Source organism: Variovorax gossypii (genome assembly GCF_003965815.1).
GTDB classification, from domain to species: domain Bacteria; phylum Pseudomonadota; class Gammaproteobacteria; order Burkholderiales; family Burkholderiaceae_C; genus Variovorax; species Variovorax gossypii.
Map to the genome: position 1 here is coordinate 58,067 of NZ_RXOE01000010.1, position 15,674 is coordinate 73,740.

Sequence of the window (15,674 nt, forward strand, 5' to 3'; positions counted from 1 at the left end):
GGCATCCGCCAGAACATGACCGACCAGAACCACACCTCAGCACTGCAGGCCGACGTGATGATCGTCGGAGCCGGCCCCGTGGGCCTCACGCTGGCCATGGACCTCACCTCGCGCGGCGTCTCGGTCCTCATCTGCGAGACGCGCCGCTTCGCCGAGCCGCCGAACGTGAAGTGCAACCATGTCGCCTCGCGCACCATGGAACAGTTCCGCCGCCTTGGCGTGGCGCAGAAGCTGCGCGACGCGGGCCTGCCGGCGGATCATCCGAACGACGTGGTGTTCCGCACCACCGTGACGGGCACCGAGCTCACGCGCATCCCCATCCCCTGCCGGCGCGACCGCTACACCGAGACCGAGGGCCCCGACGCATGGTGGCCCACGCCCGAGCCGCCGCACCGCATCAACCAGATCTACCTGGAGCCCATCCTGCTGAAGCACACGGCCGCGCTGCCGGGCGTGCAGCTGCTCAACCGCACGCAGTTCGCGGGCTTCACGCAGGACGATACCGGCGTGACCGCGATCGCCACCGACATGGACAGCGGCGTGACGCGCAGCATCCGCTGCCGCTACATGGTGGGCTGCGATGGCGGCTCCTCGGCGGTGCGCAAGCAGATCGGCGCGAAGCTCGAGGGCACGGCAGTCATACAGCGCGTGCAGTCGACCTTCATCCGCGCGCCGGGGCTGCGCGCGCTCATCCCGGGCAAGCCGGCATGGTCGTACTACGCGATGAACCCGCGCCGCTGCGGCACGATGTTCGCCATCGACGGACGCGAGACCTGGCTGGTGCACAACCACCTGAACGCCGAGGAGCCCGAGTTCGACTCGGTGGACCGCGACCGGTCGCTTCGAGAAATCCTCGGCGTGGGCCCCGACTTCGAGTACGAGGTCATCAGCAAGGAAGACTGGATCGGCCGCCGCCTCGTGGCCAACCGCTTCCGCGAGGGCCGCGTATTCCTCGCGGGCGACGCTGCCCACCTGTGGGTGCCGTACGCCGGCTACGGCATGAACGCGGGCATCGCCGACGCGCTCAACCTCTCCTGGCTGCTCGGCGCGGTGGTCCAGGGCTGGGGCGACGAGGCCATGCTCGACGCCTACGAGGCCGAGCGGCTGCCGATCACCGAGCAGGTGTCGAACTTCGCGATGAACCATGCGCAGAAGATGATCCGCGCGCGCCGCGCCGTGCCGCAGAACATCGAGGAGCCGGGCGCCGCCGGCGACGCGCTGCGCGCCGAGATCGGCCGCGAGGCCTACGAGCTGAACGTGCAGCAGTTCTGCTGCGGCGGCCTGAACTTCGGCTACTTCTACAGCGGCTCGCCGATCATCATCCCGGACGGCGAGCACATGGCGCCGCCCTACTCGATGGGCGAGTTCACGCCCTCCACCGTGCCCGGCTGCCGCGCGCCGCATTTCTGGCTGGCCGATGGCCGCTCGCTCTACGACGCCTTCGGCCCCGGCTACACCATGCTGCGCTTCGACCGCAGCGTGGACGTGCGCCCGCTGGAGCGCGCCACGGCCGCCTACAACATGCCGCTCACGGTGCTCGACATCGAGACGGAGGAAGTGCCCAAGGCCTACACGCACCGCCTCGTGCTGTGCCGCGCCGACCAGCACGTGGCCTGGCGAGGCGCGCACCTGCCGGCCGAGGTCTACGACCTGGTGGGCATGCTGCGCGGCGAGGGCCAGCGCATACGCGCTCGCCGCAAGGCGCTGGCCTGGGAAGGCGTGGTGGCCTGAGCCGCTTCACCAGCTGCGCCGCGCGACGACGCGATACGCGAGCCACGCGGCGGCCGCCGGCGCGAACGCAAAGCCCGCGAACAGCCACACGGCCGCCGACTTCGCGCCCTCCACGCCACCCGGCACGCTGAGCCCCGCCGCGTTCGCCACCAGCCCCGCCACCGCCGCGCCCACGGCCATGCCGTAGAGCTGCACGGTGGTGATCGAGGCCGAGGCCAGTCCCTGCTCGCCCTTCGGTGCCAGCGCCATCACGCGCGTGATGAGGTGCGGCCAGCCGATGCCCACGCCGAGCCCCACGGCCGCGAGCGCGGTTGCGATCAGCAACGTCTCGAAGCCGCCGCCGAAGAAGCCCGGCGAAGGCAGCAGGCACGCGAGCGCCGCGAGCCCCAATGTGCACGCCACCGGCCCGATGCGCAGCATGCGGTCGGCCTTCGCGCCGCTGCGGCCCGAGGACAGCAGCGAGCCCGCGCTCCAGCCGCCCGCCATCGCGGCCGTGAGATAGCCCGCCGCCAGCGGCGAGTGGCCGTGCAGCAGCTGCAGGAAGTACGGCACGAAGATCTCGGTGGTGCTTCCGATGAGCAGCAGCGCCACGCTCGCGTAGATGGCGCCCAGCGGCGCGCTCACGGCGTAGGCGCCGGCCGGCAGCACGCGCACGGCGGCTCTGCTGTCGATGCGCGTGGCGGCGAAGCCTATGGCCAGGCCCAGCGCGACGCCCGCCGCCTGCCAGGGTAGATCGGGCACCAGGCCGCTGGCGGCGATCACGAGCACCGAGGCGGCGAGCAGGCCGATCTGCAGCGCCGGCACGCGCGGCGGCGTGGCGGGCCGCTCGTGCTTCACGCCCATCGAGGGCCGCAGCTGCACGAGCACCAGCACTGCTTGCGCCGCCGCCACCGGCAGCAGGAACCAGAAGGCCCATCGCCAGTGCCCGGCCTGCGCGAAGAGCCCGCCCACGGCCGGCCCGCACAGCGTGGCCACGCCCCACATGCCCGACACCAGCGCCACCGCGCGCGGCCACAGCCGCTGCTCGAACACCAGCTGGATCAGCCCGTAGCTCAGCGCCGCTAGCAGCCCGCCGCCCAGCCCCTGGACCGTGCGGCCCGCCAGCATCCACGGCATGGCCGGCGCGAGCGCGCAGCCCACCGAGCCGGCGCTGAACACCGCCAGCGCCGCCAGGCAGGCGCCGCGCGGGCCCAGCACCGCGAGCAGCCGCACCGACAGCGTGGCGCCGAGGATCGAGCCGATCACGAAGAGCGTGGTGCTCCAGGCGTACCAGTCGAGCCCGCCGATCTCTCGCACCACCGAGGGCAGCACGGTGGTCACGATGTGCACGTTGACCGCGTGCAGGGCGACGCCGCCGGTCAGGGCCAGGGCGCGCCAGCCGTTGCGGCCGCTGAACAGTTCGCCCCAGGCGGCGGTGGAAGAAGGGGCATGCAGAGCGGCGGACGAGGCTGGAGAGGAAGGCATGGCAGGCATCGCGCTGGCGCGAGGATCGGATCGGAAGGAGCCCGGATACTAGGCGTCGCCCGCCAATTAAACAAGCTATTGCTTTGATAAATAAAACTGCACCGACCCGACCCCGCCGCAGATGCGCGAAACTCCTGCCCCGATGCAAGCCGTTTCCCCCAACTCTTCCTCTTCGTCCACCCCGACCTCCGGCGCCATGCCCCAACCCTCGATGCGCCGTGCCACGCTGAGCTTCCTGCTGTCCCACCCCGCGCACTTCATCGCGCTGGGTTTCGGTTCCGGCCTCTCGCGCCTCGCGCCCGGCACGGTGGGCACGCTGTGGGCCTGGGTCGCCTTCTCGGTGATGCAGCTGTGGTTCTCGCCCGCCACCATCGGCTGGATCATCGCGGCCTCGCTGCCAGTCGGCTGGTGGGCCTGCACGGTGGCCGCGCGCGACATGAACGTGGCCGACCCCAGCCCCGTGGTGTGGGACGAGGTGGTCGCCTTCTGGATCGTGCTCTGGCTGGTGACGCCGGCCGGCCTGCTGGCGCAGACGGTGGCCTTCCTGCTGTTCCGCTTCTTCGATGCCGCCAAGCCCGGCCCGGTGGCCTGGGCCGACAGCCTGTTCAAGCCGCGCGACCCGGCGCAGGTGCGCTGGTGGCAGGCCGGCTTCGGCATCATCCTCGACGACCTGGTGGCCGCCTTCTGCACGCTGCTGGTCATTGCGCTGTGGCGCGCATGGTGACCCCGATGGATTCCTCGCTCTCCCCGACCACGGCGCTCGCGGACCAGGACACGGCCGGGCTGGTCGTGACCCTGGCCGACCTGCTGCAGAAAAAGGGCTGGATGCTGGCCACCGCCGAGAGCTGCACCGGCGGGCTGATCGGCGCGGCCTGTACCGACCTCGCGGGTTCGAGCGTCTGGTACGAGCGCGGCTTCATCACGTATTCGAACGAGGCCAAGACCGAGCTGCTGGGCGTGGACGCGGGCGTGATCGCCGCGCACGGCGCCGTCAGCGAGCCGGTGGCGCGAGCCATGGCCACGGGCGCGATCGCGCATTCGCCGCCCTCGCGCGTGGCGCTCGCGGTGACCGGCGTGGCCGGACCCACGGGCGGCACGCCCGACAAGCCGGTGGGCACCGTGTGGTTCGGCTGGTCGGTCGACGGCGACGTGCGCACCGAGCGCCGCCGCTTCGACGGCGACCGCGCCACGGTGCGCGCGGCCACGGTGCACCACTCGCTGCAGACGCTGGTGGAGCTGCTGCTCGCGCGCTGAGCCCGCCGGCGCCCGCGGCGCCTCAAGCCATCATGAAACCCGCGAGCGCCCGGCGCGGCGCGGCGGGCACGGGCGCCATCGGGTAGCCGAGGCGGCAGATCATCTGCACCGTCGGGCCCTGCCTGTCGCCCGGGAGCGCGGTGCCCAGCAGCATGTCGTGCGCAGCCGCGCGGTGCGGCGCCATTTCCGCGAACTCCTCCAGCGGCTGGCTCATCGGGTGCATGCCCAGGCCCAGGTCGGTGGCGCGCAGCTGCTGGCGCATGTAGGCACGGCCCGCCGCGATCTGCTCGGTGCGGCTGTTGCCGCGCGTGCTGAGCCAGACGAAGCCCATCGCGGTGTTGGCCTGGTCCTCGAACAGCTGCAGGGTGCGACGGAACGAGAGGCTGTCCTCGGACGCGGGCGTGCGGCGGTCGAACTGCCCCAGCGCGACGGCGACGCGCAGCGCAGGGTCGTTGATCGAGAAGCCGTCGCGGTGCGCGAGGATCTCCTGCGGGCCGACGCGCAGCAGCTGCAGGTTTTCCATCGCCGTGCCGGGCGTGGTGAGCTCCACCCGCGCGGCCGCCGCGCAGAGCTTGCGCAGGGGCTGCACGCGCGCCATGTCCACCGTGCCGGCCGAGCTCACCATGCCGCCCGCGGACGCGATGGAGGTCAGGCCCTGCAGGATGTCGGCCGACACCGGCCGCGTGAGGTCGAAGCGCTGCTTGGGCGTGCGCCGCCGCAGCACCTGCGCGAACAGCGGATCGGGCACGCCGCCGCCCGCCAGCCGCAGCCGCGCAACCGGAACGTGCGGCCAGTGCCTCGGCTCGCCGGCCAGCTCGCCCTGCGGCCACAGCTGCACGCTGGCCTGCAGCCCCTGCTGGGCGAGCGCCATCACCAGCAGCTCGATGAAGGCACCGTGGCCGATGACGATCTGGCGTCCGTACGGATCGGTCTCGGGCTGCACGCGCTCGCGGTCGCAATACACCACGATGGCGTCGGGCTCGCGCAGGTCGACCAGCCAGGGCTGGCGGTTGTAGGCGGTGGGAGCCGTCACGGCGTACGCGACGGCGCGCTTGCGCGCATCGGGCTCGTCGCCGGGGCCGTTCCATATCTCCAGCGCGGCCGCCGGCACGTCGGAGTTCAGCCACCAGGTTGCCAGCGCGGCCGCACCCGCCGCCACCACAACGCCGCCTCCCAGCAGCCGGACAAAGTTTCTTCGCTCATCCATCGGGCGGATTATCGAAAGCGGGGCAGCGATTAACAATCGCTTAAGCTTCCATAACTGCTATGCGGAACTGAATACCTGCCCGACACCCACCGGACCTCCGATGCGCTCCGAAAACGAACTCGGCTTCGACTGGCGGCTGGTGCGCGCATTCCTGGCCGCGCTCGACCACGGCAGCCTGCTCGCGGCAGCGCGCGCCCTGGGCGCGAGCCAGCCGACGCTGGGCCGGCACATCGCGGAGCTGGAGTCGCAGCTGGGCGTGGTGCTGTTCGAGCGCACCGGCCGGGGGCTGCGGCCCACGGCCATGGCCACGCGTCTCGCGGAATCGGCCCGTGCCATGGAGAACGGCGCGCTCGCGCTGTCGCGCAGCGTCTCGGGCGCCAACGCGACCATCGCGGGATCGGTGCGCATCTCGGCGAGCCAGGCCACCGCGCGCCAGATGCTGCCCGGCCTGCTGGTGCGGATGCGGCAGGAGCTGCCCGAGATCCAGGTCGACCTGGTGTCGACCAGCGAGATCAGCAACCTGCTGCAGCGCGAGGCCGACATCGCCATCCGCATGACGCAGCCCACCGCGGCCACGGTGGTGGCGCGCCGCATCGGCACCTTCGCGCTCGGAGCCTTCGCCCATGTCGACTACCTGCGGCGCCGCGGCACGCCGAGGCAGACGACCGACCTGTACCGGCACGACGTGCTGGGCTACGACAGCATCGACACCATCGTCCGCATGTCGGCGCAGCTGGGCACGCCCTTGCTGCGCGAGCACTTCTGCTTCCGCACCGACGACATGGGCGCCTACTGGGAAGCGCTGCGCCTGGGCATGGGCATAGGCTTCGTCAGCGAGTCGCTCGCGCGCACCGACGGCTCGGTGGTGCGCGTGCTGCCGCAGCTGAAGATCAAGTCGCTGCCGGTGTGGCTCGCGGTGCATCGCGAGATCCACACCGACCGGCGCATCCGCGCGGTCTATGATTTCCTCGCGCGCAACATCCCGGCGTCGATCTGACGCCACGCCGCTCCGCTCAACCCCAAGAGGCCTCATGACAGCAGCCACCAACGCCCAGACCATCGAGCGCTTCTACAGCGCCTTCGCGAAGCTAGACGCGCCCACCATGGAGGCCTGCTACGCCCCCGACGCGGTGTTCGACGACGAGGCCTTCTCGCTGCGCGGACGGCGCGAGGTGGGCGGCATGTGGCGCATGCTGGCCGGCGGCACCAAGGCCAAGGGCGCCGACGTGTGGAAGCTGACCTGGCGCGACGTGAAGGCGAACGACGACGGCACCGGCAGCGCCCACTGGGACGCGCACTACCGCTTCACCGCCACCGGCCGCATCGTCGACAACAGCATCGACTCGCGCTTCACCTTCACGCCCGAGGGGCTGATCGCCACGCACCGCGACAGCTTCCCGTTCTGGACCTGGTCGCGCCAGGCGCTCGGCACGCCGGGCCTGCTGCTAGGCTGGAGCCCCATGCTGCGCAACAAGGTGCGCGCCACCGCGGCAGCCAACCTCGCAACCTTTCTCGCACGACAGCCATGAGCACCAATGACACCGCCCTCGCCTTTTCCAACAACGAAGCACAGCACCGCTACGAGGCCGCGCTCGACGGCAAGCTGGCCGGCTACGCCGAATACAACCTGCTGACCGACGCGATCATGTTCACCCACACCGAGGTGCTGCCCGAATTCGAGGGCAAGGGCGTGGGCTCGGGCATCGCGAAGCACGTGCTCGGCGAGGCTCGCGCGAAGGGGCTGCACGTGATTCCGGTGTGCCAGTTCATCGCGGGCTATATCCGCAAGCACCGCGAATACGCTGACCTGGTGCGGCCCGATATTCAGCGCGCCTTCAAGATCTAGGCGATTCGGGCTTCGGGGCGGGCAGCCACGCGAAGGCTGCGATGCCGATCACCAGCAGCACGGCGATCGTGCCCAACACGGCCGTCAGCGGATCGCCGCCATGCGCCGCCGCCACCGAGGCGGCCACGCCCGTGCCCCACTGCATGAACGCCACGCCGAGGAACATCGCCATGGTGAACACGGCCATCGCGCGGCCGGTGAGCGTGGCCGGGTAGGCGCCGCGCACGTCGGCGTACTGCCAGACGATGAAGCCCGAGAGCACGCCGATCAGCACCATGCCTGCGATGTCGAGCCAGGCCGAGTGCAGCACGGCGATGAGCGCGAAGAGCCCGGCGTAGCCCAGGCAGCAGATCGCGATCCAGCGGCGGCGCGAGGCACCGTCGCGGTCGAGCCGCCCGAAGAGCGGCGCGCCGAACAGCGAGATCACCGACACCGCCAGCGCCACGTTGCCGCTCTGCACCAGCGAGTAGCCGTGGCGCTCCATCATCAGCGGGCCCAGCCACAGGCCGCGCAGCGAGATGAAGGCGGCGTAGGTGACAGCTCCCAGCACCATGATGCCCAGCGTATGCGGCATGGCGAACAGCGCGCCGAACTGGCGGATCGCCTCGGGAATGGACTCCCGCTTGCCCGGCATGGCCGAGGCCGGCTCGTGCACCCAGTACCAGATCGCCAGCCACGCCAGCGCTGCGGCCAGGGCCAGCACCAGGAAGCCCGCGCGCCACGAATACGCCTGCACCAGCCAGGCCAGCGGCGTGCCGGTGGCCAGCATGCCCAGGCCGCCGACGGCCAGCACGATGCCCGACACGGTGGCGAAGCTCGCCGGCGGGAAGTGGCGTGCGATGAACACCGTGCAAACCAGGAAGGCCGGCGCGCAGCCCACGCCGATCAGCGCCTGCCCGGCCACCAGCACCAGGTAGCTGGACGACACCGCCGACAGCAGCGCCCCCGCGATGGCGACCGGAAAGGCCACCAGCACCGTGCGGCGCACGCCGTGCAGGTCGATGCCGATGCCCATGAAGAGCTGCATCGCGCCGAACGCAAAGTGAAAGGCCCCCGAGAAGATCCCGAGGGCCTGTGCGGAGAGATGGAAATCGGCCTGCAGCGGGCTGGCCATGATGGCGCCCACCGTGCGGAACGCCTGGCTAAGCGCGACCCCGACGCACAGCGCCAGGACCATCACCCATGCCGCACGGGGCGTCAGGGGTGCGTCGTCTTTGCCAGTGCCGCTGCTAGGTGGCACCGTGGCACTTCTTGTATTTTTTTCCGCTGCCGCAGGGGCAGGGGTCGTTGCGGCCGGGAGCCGCTTCCTTGCGGATGGTCTCGGCCTTCGGGCCCAGGCTCTTCCAGAGCTGACGCAGGTCGTACACGGCCCAGATGGCGGCGCCGAAGTCGTCCAGCCGCTGCTGGCTCACGCTGGGCGGCGCGTCGTCGCTGTACATCGACAGCGTGGGCTTGCCGGTGTCGTCCTCGGTGAGGGCGACGATGTTGTCGAGCGCGTCGTTCAGCATGCGCGCGGCGTCCTTGTCGCGCGGCTCGGCCCAGTCTTCGGGCCAGTTCTCCACGGCGTACATGAAGCCCAGCGCCCAGACCTGGGCGAACGAGGGAATGGCCTCGCCGGCGACTTCGGCGCGTTCTTCTTCCGGCAGGGAGGCGATGGCGCCGCGGGTGTCGAGCACTTCGGGCTGCCAGCTGCGTTCGTCGTCGAGGGTCTCGACGGGGGCGTCGAGGCCTTCCTCGATCTCGATCCAGCGGCGCTTCCAGTTCCAGACGAACTCCATGTGCTGGGCGGAAGAGAAGCTGTCGCCCAGCAGGACGGGCCAGTATTCGGACGGCAGGATGGGCCGGCGGGTGCAGATCAGGGCGGCCATGAAGCCCTCGCAGAACTCCCACTGGGGGATTTCCTCGTCGTGCTCGCGCATGGCGTCGAGGGCCTGGTCGAGGGCGTCGAAATCGTCGGGGCCGAGGGGAGTGCGGGCTGCGGGGGTGCTGTCGGGAGGCGAAATGGGGTCGGGAATGGTCGTCATGGCAAGTTCGAGGCAGCCCTCTATGATGCAGCAGGCCACGGTCGAGACTATTTCTATGCCCACGATTATTCCGTTTCCGACGCGCTACAGCGCCTTCGCCCTGTGCGTGGTCGGTCTGGTGGCATGCCTGGCGTTCGTGCTGGTTTCGCCCCATCTGTGGCTGGCCTGGATCGGCGTCGCCGTCTTTGCGGTACTTACAGGTACCGGCGTACACGACCTGCGGCAGGCCCGTCATGCCATCCTGCGCAACTACCCGGTGATCGGCCACCTGCGCTTCCTGCTGGAGTTCATCCGCCCCGAGATGCGGCAGTACTTCATCGAGAGCGACTCCGAGGCCGCGCCCTTCTCGCGCGCCCAGCGCTCGCTGGTGTACCAGCGCGCCAAGGGCGACCCCGACAACCGCCCCTTCGGCACGCAGATGAACGTGACCATCGCGGGCTACGAGTGGATCAACCACTCGATGCGGCCGACCAAGCTGGCCGACCACGATTTCCGCATCGTGATCGGCGGCACGCCCCAGCCGGCGGGCGCGAACCCCGCGCAGGTCTGCACCCAACCCTACAGCGCCAGCGTGTTCAACATCTCGGCCATGAGCTTCGGCGCGCTGTCGGCCAACGCCATCCTCGCGCTCAACAAGGGCGCGAAGATGGGCGGCTTCGCGCACGACACCGGCGAGGGCTCGATCTCGCAGCACCACCGCGTGCACGGCGGCGACCTGATCTGGGAAATCGGCTCCGGCTACTTCGGCTGCCGCAACGACGACGGCAGCTTCAGCGAGGAGCGCTTCACCGCCAATGCGCGCGATCCGCAGGTGAAGATGATCGAGATCAAGCTGAGCCAGGGCGCCAAGCCCGGCCACGGCGGCGTGCTGCCGGCGCCCAAGGTCACGCCCGAGATCGCCGCCGCGCGCGGCGTGCCGGTGGGCGTGGACTGCATCTCGCCGGCCTCGCACAGCGCCTTCTCCACGCCGACGGAGATGATGCATTTCGTCGCCAGGCTGCGCGAGCTGTCGGGCGGCAAGCCCACCGGCTTCAAGTTCTGCCTGGGCCATCCGTGGGAGTGGTTCGGCATCGTCAAGGCGATGCAGGCCACCGGCATCACGCCCGACTTCATCGTGGTCGACGGCGCCGAGGGCGGCACCGGCGCGGCGCCGGTCGAGTTCAGCGACCACGTGGGCGCGCCGCTGCAGGAAGGCCTGCTGCTGGTGCACAACACGCTGATCGGCGTGAACCTGCGCCACCGCATCAAGATCGGCTGCGCCGCCAAGGTGATCACGGCCTTCGACGTGGCGCGCATGATGGCGCTGGGCGCCGACTGGTGCAACGCCGCGCGCGGCTTCATGATGGCTCTGGGCTGCATCCAGGCGCAGAGTTGCCACACCGGCCACTGCCCCACCGGCGTGACCACGCAGGACCCGCTGCGCCAGAAGGCGCTGGTGGTGCCGACCAAGGCCGAGAGGGTGCACAACTTCCACCGCAGCACGCTGCACGCGCTGCAGGAGCTGGTGCAGGCCGCGGGCCTCGACCATCCGCAGCAGATCACCGCGCACCACATCGTGCGCCGCATTTCCGACACCGAAGTGCGCCTGTTGAGCAACCTGGTGATGCAGGTGCAGCCGGGCGCCCTGCTCGGCCCGCTCGACGAGCAGCACAATGTCTTCCGTACCTACTGGCCGCTGGCCAGTGCAGAGAGTTTCCAGCCCGTGACGCAGGGCCCGCAAGGGCTCGTGACGGGCTTCGCATTGGCCGCATGAACCCACTGAGTAGAGGCGCCAGCCGGCGCCTGCAAACGCGCAAGGGCGCAGCTTCGGCGCCCGCGCCCCTGGACGCGCTTTCCCCGAACCCGCCGGCGCCCGGCGACTACGCGGAATTCCTGCGCACCACCCTGCCCCAGCAGCAGAAGAACGTGGCCAGCCACCGCTTCGGCAGCGAACGCGTGTGGCTCAAGAAGGCCGGCCCGCGGCACGGCAAGTGGGGCTACCGCGTGATGGCGGCGGTCGCGCGCATGGCGCGTCTGGACATCATCAAGCCCGTGCCCAACCCCGGCGGCGAGGCCGCCATCGCCACCGAGGCGCGGCGCCTCAAGCAGCTCGCGGCCGCCGGCCTGCGCGTGCCGGTGGTGCTGGCGCAGCAGCCCGACGGCCTGCTGATCTCCGACCTGGGCGAGAGCGGCCGCGCGACGGTGGTGCTGCAGGAGCGCCTCGACCAGGCAGCGGCCGCCGGCCCCGCCGCGCTGCTGTCGGTATGGCGCGAGGGCCTGGCCGCCATCGCCGCCGTGCACGTGTGCGGCCAGCACCTGAGCCAGGCCTTCGACCGCAATCTCGTGCAGTGCCCCGACGGCGTGATCGGCTACATCGACTTCGAGGACGACCCGGCCGAGGTCATGACCCTGGCCGAATGCCAGGCGCGCGACTGGCTGAGCTACCTGCATTCGACAGCCATGATGCTCGAGGCCGCCGCCCCGCAGGCCGCCGGGCAGCACTGGCACGCGGCCCTGGCCGGCGTGGGCGAAGAGGTGCGCGAGCGCATCGCGAATGCTGCAAGGCGAATGAAATGGGCGCAGAAGCTGCCGGCGAGCCGGCGCTGGGGGCGCGATACGCAGCGGGTGCGGGCGGTGGCTCGGCTGCTGGGGCGGTGGCATCTGCAGGCTTCAAACGGGATCCAGCACTAGCGGCTGCTGGCAGGGGTCTCATTCGCGGCCGGACGGCTTCCAGCGCCATCTACGGAACAGCCGATCGCCGAGCCATCCTCCAACGACGGCGCAGGAAACCTGTACCGCAAGGGCAAGCGCAAAGGCTCGCGTCAAGTCGCTCTCGCTTTGCGCCTTGCTCATCTCATACCAATGGCCAACGGGGACGAGCACGACCTTGGTCACAACAAAGCTGAGCGCCAATCCTCCCAGCACGATGCAGACGAGGCGAAGCAGGACTTTCAAGGGGTCTGTCGGAACCATATGGATTACGCTGGCGACGATCGGCGTAGGCTCTATGCGCGGTCAGCCTGCTTTCGGCGCCACCTGCGGAACAGTCGATCGCCGAGCCAGCCTCCGACTATCAAGGCAGCAAGTTGGACAGCGAGTGCAACCATGTACGCTCTACCCAAGTCGTCATCACTCTGTGCGAAGTTGAGCTCGTACCAGTAGCCGACAGGCCCGATCACCTTGTAGAAGACGAAGCCGAGCGCAATGGCTCCTACAACGATGAAAAGAATGCGGGCGGCCAGTCTCATGACACGTACCAGAACCATATAGCGGAAGCCTTCCGGAAGTCAGTCATATAGCCCTCCCACGACAGATGTAGCTGTATGCGGAACCATGATGACAAGGGAGTCATCCGCGAACCATTCCAGAGATCGATGTGGTCACCCTGTCGCCCTTCGCCCCAGTAGTTCTGGACGAACACGATTCCTGTGCGCTTGGCGATTTTCTCGAACCCTTCCTTGCCTGAGTATTTCTCGGTGCGAGACATGAAGCCGGACTTGCCGGAGTCCAGCCAGTTCGCGAGTTCCTGAGCCCTGATCGGGTACTTCGGCCTGTCCTTCTGCCAGGAATAGACACCAGGGAAGCTCTCGAGGCTCAGGCTGGAACGGATGAACGCCGCGCTCACGTTGATGGCGCATTGATCCTTGTAGACGTCCTTGTCCAGCAAGGCGTCGTCCCCCTTGATCGTCGGGTGGTTCGCCCAGAGGGTCGCAAAAGATGGCTGCATGATTTCCAGTCGGTCAAGGCAGGCGCAAGCCTGCGATGCCCATTCACCGCAGCCACCCTCCCCTTGCTGAAAATCTAGTGCCGCTTCAAAAAAGTTCGATGAACGAAACGTTGTCAATTGATACCCGGCACCGGGCAACATCACCGGCCACTAGGCCCCATACGCCGCCTGCACCACCACCCCTCGCAGCGCCAGCCGCTTCTTCATCGACAGCACCGCCCGGTCCTTGCTCAGCAGCAGCGCCTTGTGCGCCACGGCCAGGTCGATGAAGACCTGGTCGTCGGGGTCGCTGCACACGCATGGCGCGCGCGGCGGGACGGCTTCCACCACGTGCACCCGCGCGTCGAAATCGGCGAGCACGGCCGGCGCCTGCAGTTCCCGCTGCGCCATGCGCCGGGCGATCAGGGGGTAGCCCAGCACGCGTTCGAGTTCGGTGCGCATGGCGGCCGTGGCCAGCCAGCGCAGTTCGCCGGCGGCCAGGCGCGCGGTCAGCGGGCCCCAGGCCGGGTCCTCGAAGACCAGCAGGTCGAGCGCGATGTTGGTGTCGATGACGACAAGGCTGGCGGGTTCTGTCAACGTCATGGGATGTGCGGGGAATATCGCCGATGTTGCACCATCCGATGCCGCGGTCAGCCGCCCGTTAGCCGGGCCGACGACAATCGGACTTCGCCAAAACCAGCATCCCCGCCTTCCTTCATGAAACGCCTACCGCTGCTCTGCCTCGCCCTGCTCGCGTCCGTTGGCGCCCGGGCCGAGTGGCTGACGCTGGCGGGCACGCCCGGCGACGAGACCGCCAGCTATGTGCAGGTCGACCCGACCAGCGTCGAGGCCGACGGCTCGAAGCGCCTGGTGAGCCTGCGCATGAGCCTGCCGCAGGACCGCACCGGCCGCGACGGCATCAAGTACCGCTCCTTCCAGGCCCGGGCCAAGGTCGATTGCGATGCCCGCAGCGCGCGCTACGTGAACGTCAGCTACTTCGGGCATCCGAACTTCGTGGGCGAACCGGTCGCGGTGAAGCACTACGAAGAAGAGGAAGACGTGCGCCCCGTGACGCTGGCCGGCGCACGCGACCTCGTCACGCGCACGATCAACGCGGCCTGCGCGGTGCGGCCGAAGGAAGCCAGGGAGCCGCAACAACAACAGCAGCCCAGGCCCGAGGGCGAACCGCCGCTCTCGCCGCTACCTGCGCGCTGAGCCCGCGACCATGTCGAAGCGGAACAGCCGGCATTCGATCGGGCCGTTCCACATCGGCACGCGGCGCGACTCCTTCAGGCGCATCAGCTTCGGCAGCTTCAGGTCGGGCGTGAGCACCCAGGCGGTCCAGCCGGCGTAGTTCTTCTTCCAGTGGGTGGCGAGTTGCGGGAAGAAGTCGCCGCCGTCTCCGTCGGTGGACTGCGCCGCCTCCCGCGCCCCGGGGCGCCCCGCGCCGGCCACGCCGCCCACGGCGATGCGCTCGCCGTACGGCGGGTTGAGCATGATCACGCCGCCTTCGGCCGGCGGCATGCGCTGCAGCGCGTCGCCGCCGCGGAACTCGACGGCCTGCGCCACGCCGGCTCGCTCGGCGTTGCGCTGGGCGAAGTCGACCATGCGGTGCGACACGTCGGAGCCGAAGACCGCCGGGGCGCCGTCGCCGGCCACGGCCGCCTCGGCTTCCTGCCTGATGGCCGACCACACGTGCGCCTGGAACGGCAGCAGCTTCTCGAAGCCGAAGCGCCGCAGCGATCCGGCCGCGATGCCGCGCGCGATCTGCGCCGCCTCGATGGCGATGGTGCCGCTGCCGCAGCAGGGGTCGTACAGCGGCTGGTCCGCGACCTCGCCGGTCTCGGGGTTCCACCAGCCGCTGGCGGCCAGCATGGCGGCGGCCAGGGTCTCCTTCAGCGGGGCGTCGCCCTTGTCCTGGCGCCAGCCGCGCTTGAAGAGCGGCTCGCCGCTGGTGTCGATGTAGAGCGTGCAGGTGTCGGTGGTCAGGTGGGCGAACACGCGGCAGTCGGGCCACTGGGTCTCGATGCTCGGGCGCACGCCGTTGGCCTTGGCCCGGAAGCGGTCGGCAATGGCGTCCTTGATGCGCAGGGTGGCGAAGTTCAGGCTCTGCAGCGGGCTGTGCTGGGCGGTGGTCTCGATCTTGAAGGTCTGCTTCGGCGTGAACCAGATCTCCCAGGCCACGCCGCTGGCGATGCCGTAGAGGTCGTTCTCGTTGCGGTAGGGCCCGTGGGCCAGCTCGACCAGCACCCGCTGCGCGAGGCGGCTGTGCAGGTTGAGCTTCAGGCCGTCGCGCCAGTCGGCACGCACGCGCACGCCGCCGCGCAGGGAAAGCAGGTCCTGCCCGGCGCGGCCGGTCAGGGCGTGCACCTCCTGGGCGAGGAATTCCTCGACGCCGGCGGCGCAAGGCAGGAAAAAGGAGAGATCGTTCACGGAAAGTAGGCCATCGGGAAGCCCGACTAG

General features: G+C 69.8%; 18 protein-coding genes. 9 read left to right on the plus strand and 9 right to left on the minus strand.

The features are described from left to right. Positions 1 to 15: 15 nt before the first annotated feature. Positions 16 to 1,731 carry an FAD-dependent oxidoreductase gene (locus EJP69_RS26605; RefSeq protein ID WP_126473286.1) on the plus strand — a complete coding sequence of 572 codons (1,716 nt, stop codon included), beginning with the start codon at positions 16 to 18 and terminating at the stop codon, positions 1,729 to 1,731. A 6-nt stretch (positions 1,732 to 1,737) separates the two neighbouring features. Here EJP69_RS26605 and EJP69_RS26610 read toward each other — a convergent pair whose 3' ends face one another. Then, the gene (locus EJP69_RS26610) at positions 1,738 to 3,204 is read right to left on the minus strand and encodes an MFS transporter (RefSeq protein WP_126473288.1); all 1,467 of its coding nucleotides are present in this window, start codon (positions 3,202 to 3,204) and stop codon (positions 1,738 to 1,740) included. A 187-nt stretch (positions 3,205 to 3,391) separates the two neighbouring features. Here EJP69_RS26610 and EJP69_RS26615 point away from each other — a divergent pair, with 187 nt between their 5' ends. Both EJP69_RS26615 and EJP69_RS26620 read left to right on the plus strand, forming a co-directional pair. Continuing rightward, positions 3,392 to 3,919 (plus strand): phosphatidylglycerophosphatase A family protein, encoded by a 528-nt coding sequence (locus EJP69_RS26615; protein WP_126473290.1) that lies wholly within the window; start codon positions 3,392 to 3,394, stop codon positions 3,917 to 3,919. A 5-nt stretch (positions 3,920 to 3,924) separates the two neighbouring features. Next, complete coding sequence (locus tag EJP69_RS26620) at positions 3,925 to 4,449, plus strand: CinA family protein (RefSeq protein WP_240652295.1); 525 nt, start codon at positions 3,925 to 3,927, stop codon at positions 4,447 to 4,449. Between the two features lie 22 nt (positions 4,450 to 4,471). Here the strand turns inward: EJP69_RS26620 and EJP69_RS26625 are convergent, their stop codons facing one another. Then, positions 4,472 to 5,656, minus strand: coding sequence for an Acg family FMN-binding oxidoreductase (locus EJP69_RS26625; RefSeq protein ID WP_126473292.1), 1,185 nt, complete (start codon positions 5,654 to 5,656; stop codon positions 4,472 to 4,474). Positions 5,657 to 5,756: 100 nt separating this feature from the next. Here EJP69_RS26625 and EJP69_RS26630 point away from each other — a divergent pair, with 100 nt between their 5' ends. Genes EJP69_RS26630 through EJP69_RS26640 form a run of 3 tightly spaced genes read left to right on the plus strand, consistent with a single transcriptional unit; the run spans position 5,757 to position 7,502 of the window. Continuing rightward, the gene (locus EJP69_RS26630) at positions 5,757 to 6,653 is read left to right on the plus strand and encodes a LysR family transcriptional regulator (protein WP_093203995.1); all 897 of its coding nucleotides are present in this window, start codon (positions 5,757 to 5,759) and stop codon (positions 6,651 to 6,653) included. A gap of 34 nt (positions 6,654 to 6,687) precedes the next feature. After that, positions 6,688 to 7,185 (plus strand): nuclear transport factor 2 family protein, encoded by a 498-nt coding sequence (locus EJP69_RS26635; RefSeq protein WP_093203991.1) that lies wholly within the window; start codon positions 6,688 to 6,690, stop codon positions 7,183 to 7,185. Further along, on the plus strand, positions 7,182 to 7,502 hold the full coding sequence (locus tag EJP69_RS26640; RefSeq protein ID WP_126473294.1) for a GNAT family N-acetyltransferase: 321 nt from the start codon (positions 7,182 to 7,184) through the stop codon (positions 7,500 to 7,502). Before EJP69_RS26635 ends, EJP69_RS26640 begins: the two co-directional genes overlap by 4 nt. Here the strand turns inward: EJP69_RS26640 and EJP69_RS26645 are convergent. Together EJP69_RS26645 and EJP69_RS26650 are read right to left on the minus strand one after the other, a co-directional pair. Next, complete coding sequence (locus EJP69_RS26645; protein ID WP_126473503.1) at positions 7,492 to 8,679, minus strand: MFS transporter; 1,188 nt, start codon at positions 8,677 to 8,679, stop codon at positions 7,492 to 7,494. The two genes, EJP69_RS26640 and EJP69_RS26645, sit on opposite strands and share 11 nt — an antisense overlap. Positions 8,680 to 8,731: 52 nt before the next feature. Then, positions 8,732 to 9,526: a YecA/YgfB family protein gene (locus tag EJP69_RS26650; protein WP_126473296.1), complete on the minus strand. Its 795-nt coding sequence runs from the start codon at positions 9,524 to 9,526 to the stop codon at positions 8,732 to 8,734. Positions 9,527 to 9,581: 55 nt separating this feature from the next. Between EJP69_RS26650 and EJP69_RS26655 the strand changes: the two genes are divergently transcribed. After that, complete coding sequence (locus EJP69_RS26655) at positions 9,582 to 11,279, plus strand: FMN-binding glutamate synthase family protein (protein ID WP_126473297.1); 1,698 nt, start codon at positions 9,582 to 9,584, stop codon at positions 11,277 to 11,279. Next, positions 11,276 to 12,196 carry a BUD32 family EKC/KEOPS complex subunit gene (locus EJP69_RS26660; RefSeq protein WP_126473299.1) on the plus strand — a complete coding sequence of 307 codons (921 nt, stop codon included), beginning with the start codon at positions 11,276 to 11,278 and terminating at the stop codon, positions 12,194 to 12,196. The genes EJP69_RS26655 and EJP69_RS26660 overlap by 4 nt, the downstream gene beginning before the upstream one ends. 18 nt (positions 12,197 to 12,214) lie before the next feature. Here the strand turns inward: EJP69_RS26660 and EJP69_RS26665 are convergent, their stop codons facing one another. The 4 genes from EJP69_RS26665 to EJP69_RS26680 are packed head-to-tail and all read right to left on the minus strand — an operon-like array spanning position 12,215 to position 13,814. Beyond that, entirely contained in the window at positions 12,215 to 12,460 is a 246-nt protein-coding gene (locus EJP69_RS26665) for a hypothetical protein (protein ID WP_126473301.1), read from the minus strand. 50 nt (positions 12,461 to 12,510) lie between these two features. Then, positions 12,511 to 12,753, minus strand: coding sequence for a hypothetical protein (locus tag EJP69_RS26670; RefSeq protein WP_126473302.1), 243 nt, complete (start codon positions 12,751 to 12,753; stop codon positions 12,511 to 12,513). Next, positions 12,750 to 13,373 (minus strand): type VI secretion system amidase effector protein Tae4, encoded by a 624-nt coding sequence (locus tag EJP69_RS26675; protein WP_240652296.1) that lies wholly within the window; start codon positions 13,371 to 13,373, stop codon positions 12,750 to 12,752. The genes EJP69_RS26670 and EJP69_RS26675 overlap by 4 nt, the downstream gene beginning before the upstream one ends. 9 nt (positions 13,374 to 13,382) lie before the next feature. Further along, entirely contained in the window at positions 13,383 to 13,814 is a 432-nt protein-coding gene (locus tag EJP69_RS26680; RefSeq protein WP_093301646.1) for a putative toxin-antitoxin system toxin component, PIN family, read from the minus strand. Between the two features lie 114 nt (positions 13,815 to 13,928). On the opposite strand from EJP69_RS26680, the gene EJP69_RS26685 reads away from it, so the two are divergent. Further along, positions 13,929 to 14,426: a surface-adhesin E family protein gene (locus EJP69_RS26685; RefSeq protein WP_093203974.1), complete on the plus strand. Its 498-nt coding sequence runs from the start codon at positions 13,929 to 13,931 to the stop codon at positions 14,424 to 14,426. Here EJP69_RS26685 and EJP69_RS26690 read toward each other — a convergent pair. After that, complete coding sequence (locus tag EJP69_RS26690) at positions 14,412 to 15,644, minus strand: THUMP domain-containing class I SAM-dependent RNA methyltransferase (protein WP_126473304.1); 1,233 nt, start codon at positions 15,642 to 15,644, stop codon at positions 14,412 to 14,414. The genes EJP69_RS26685 and EJP69_RS26690 overlap by 15 nt on opposite strands. Between the last annotated feature and the right edge of the window lie 30 nt (positions 15,645 to 15,674).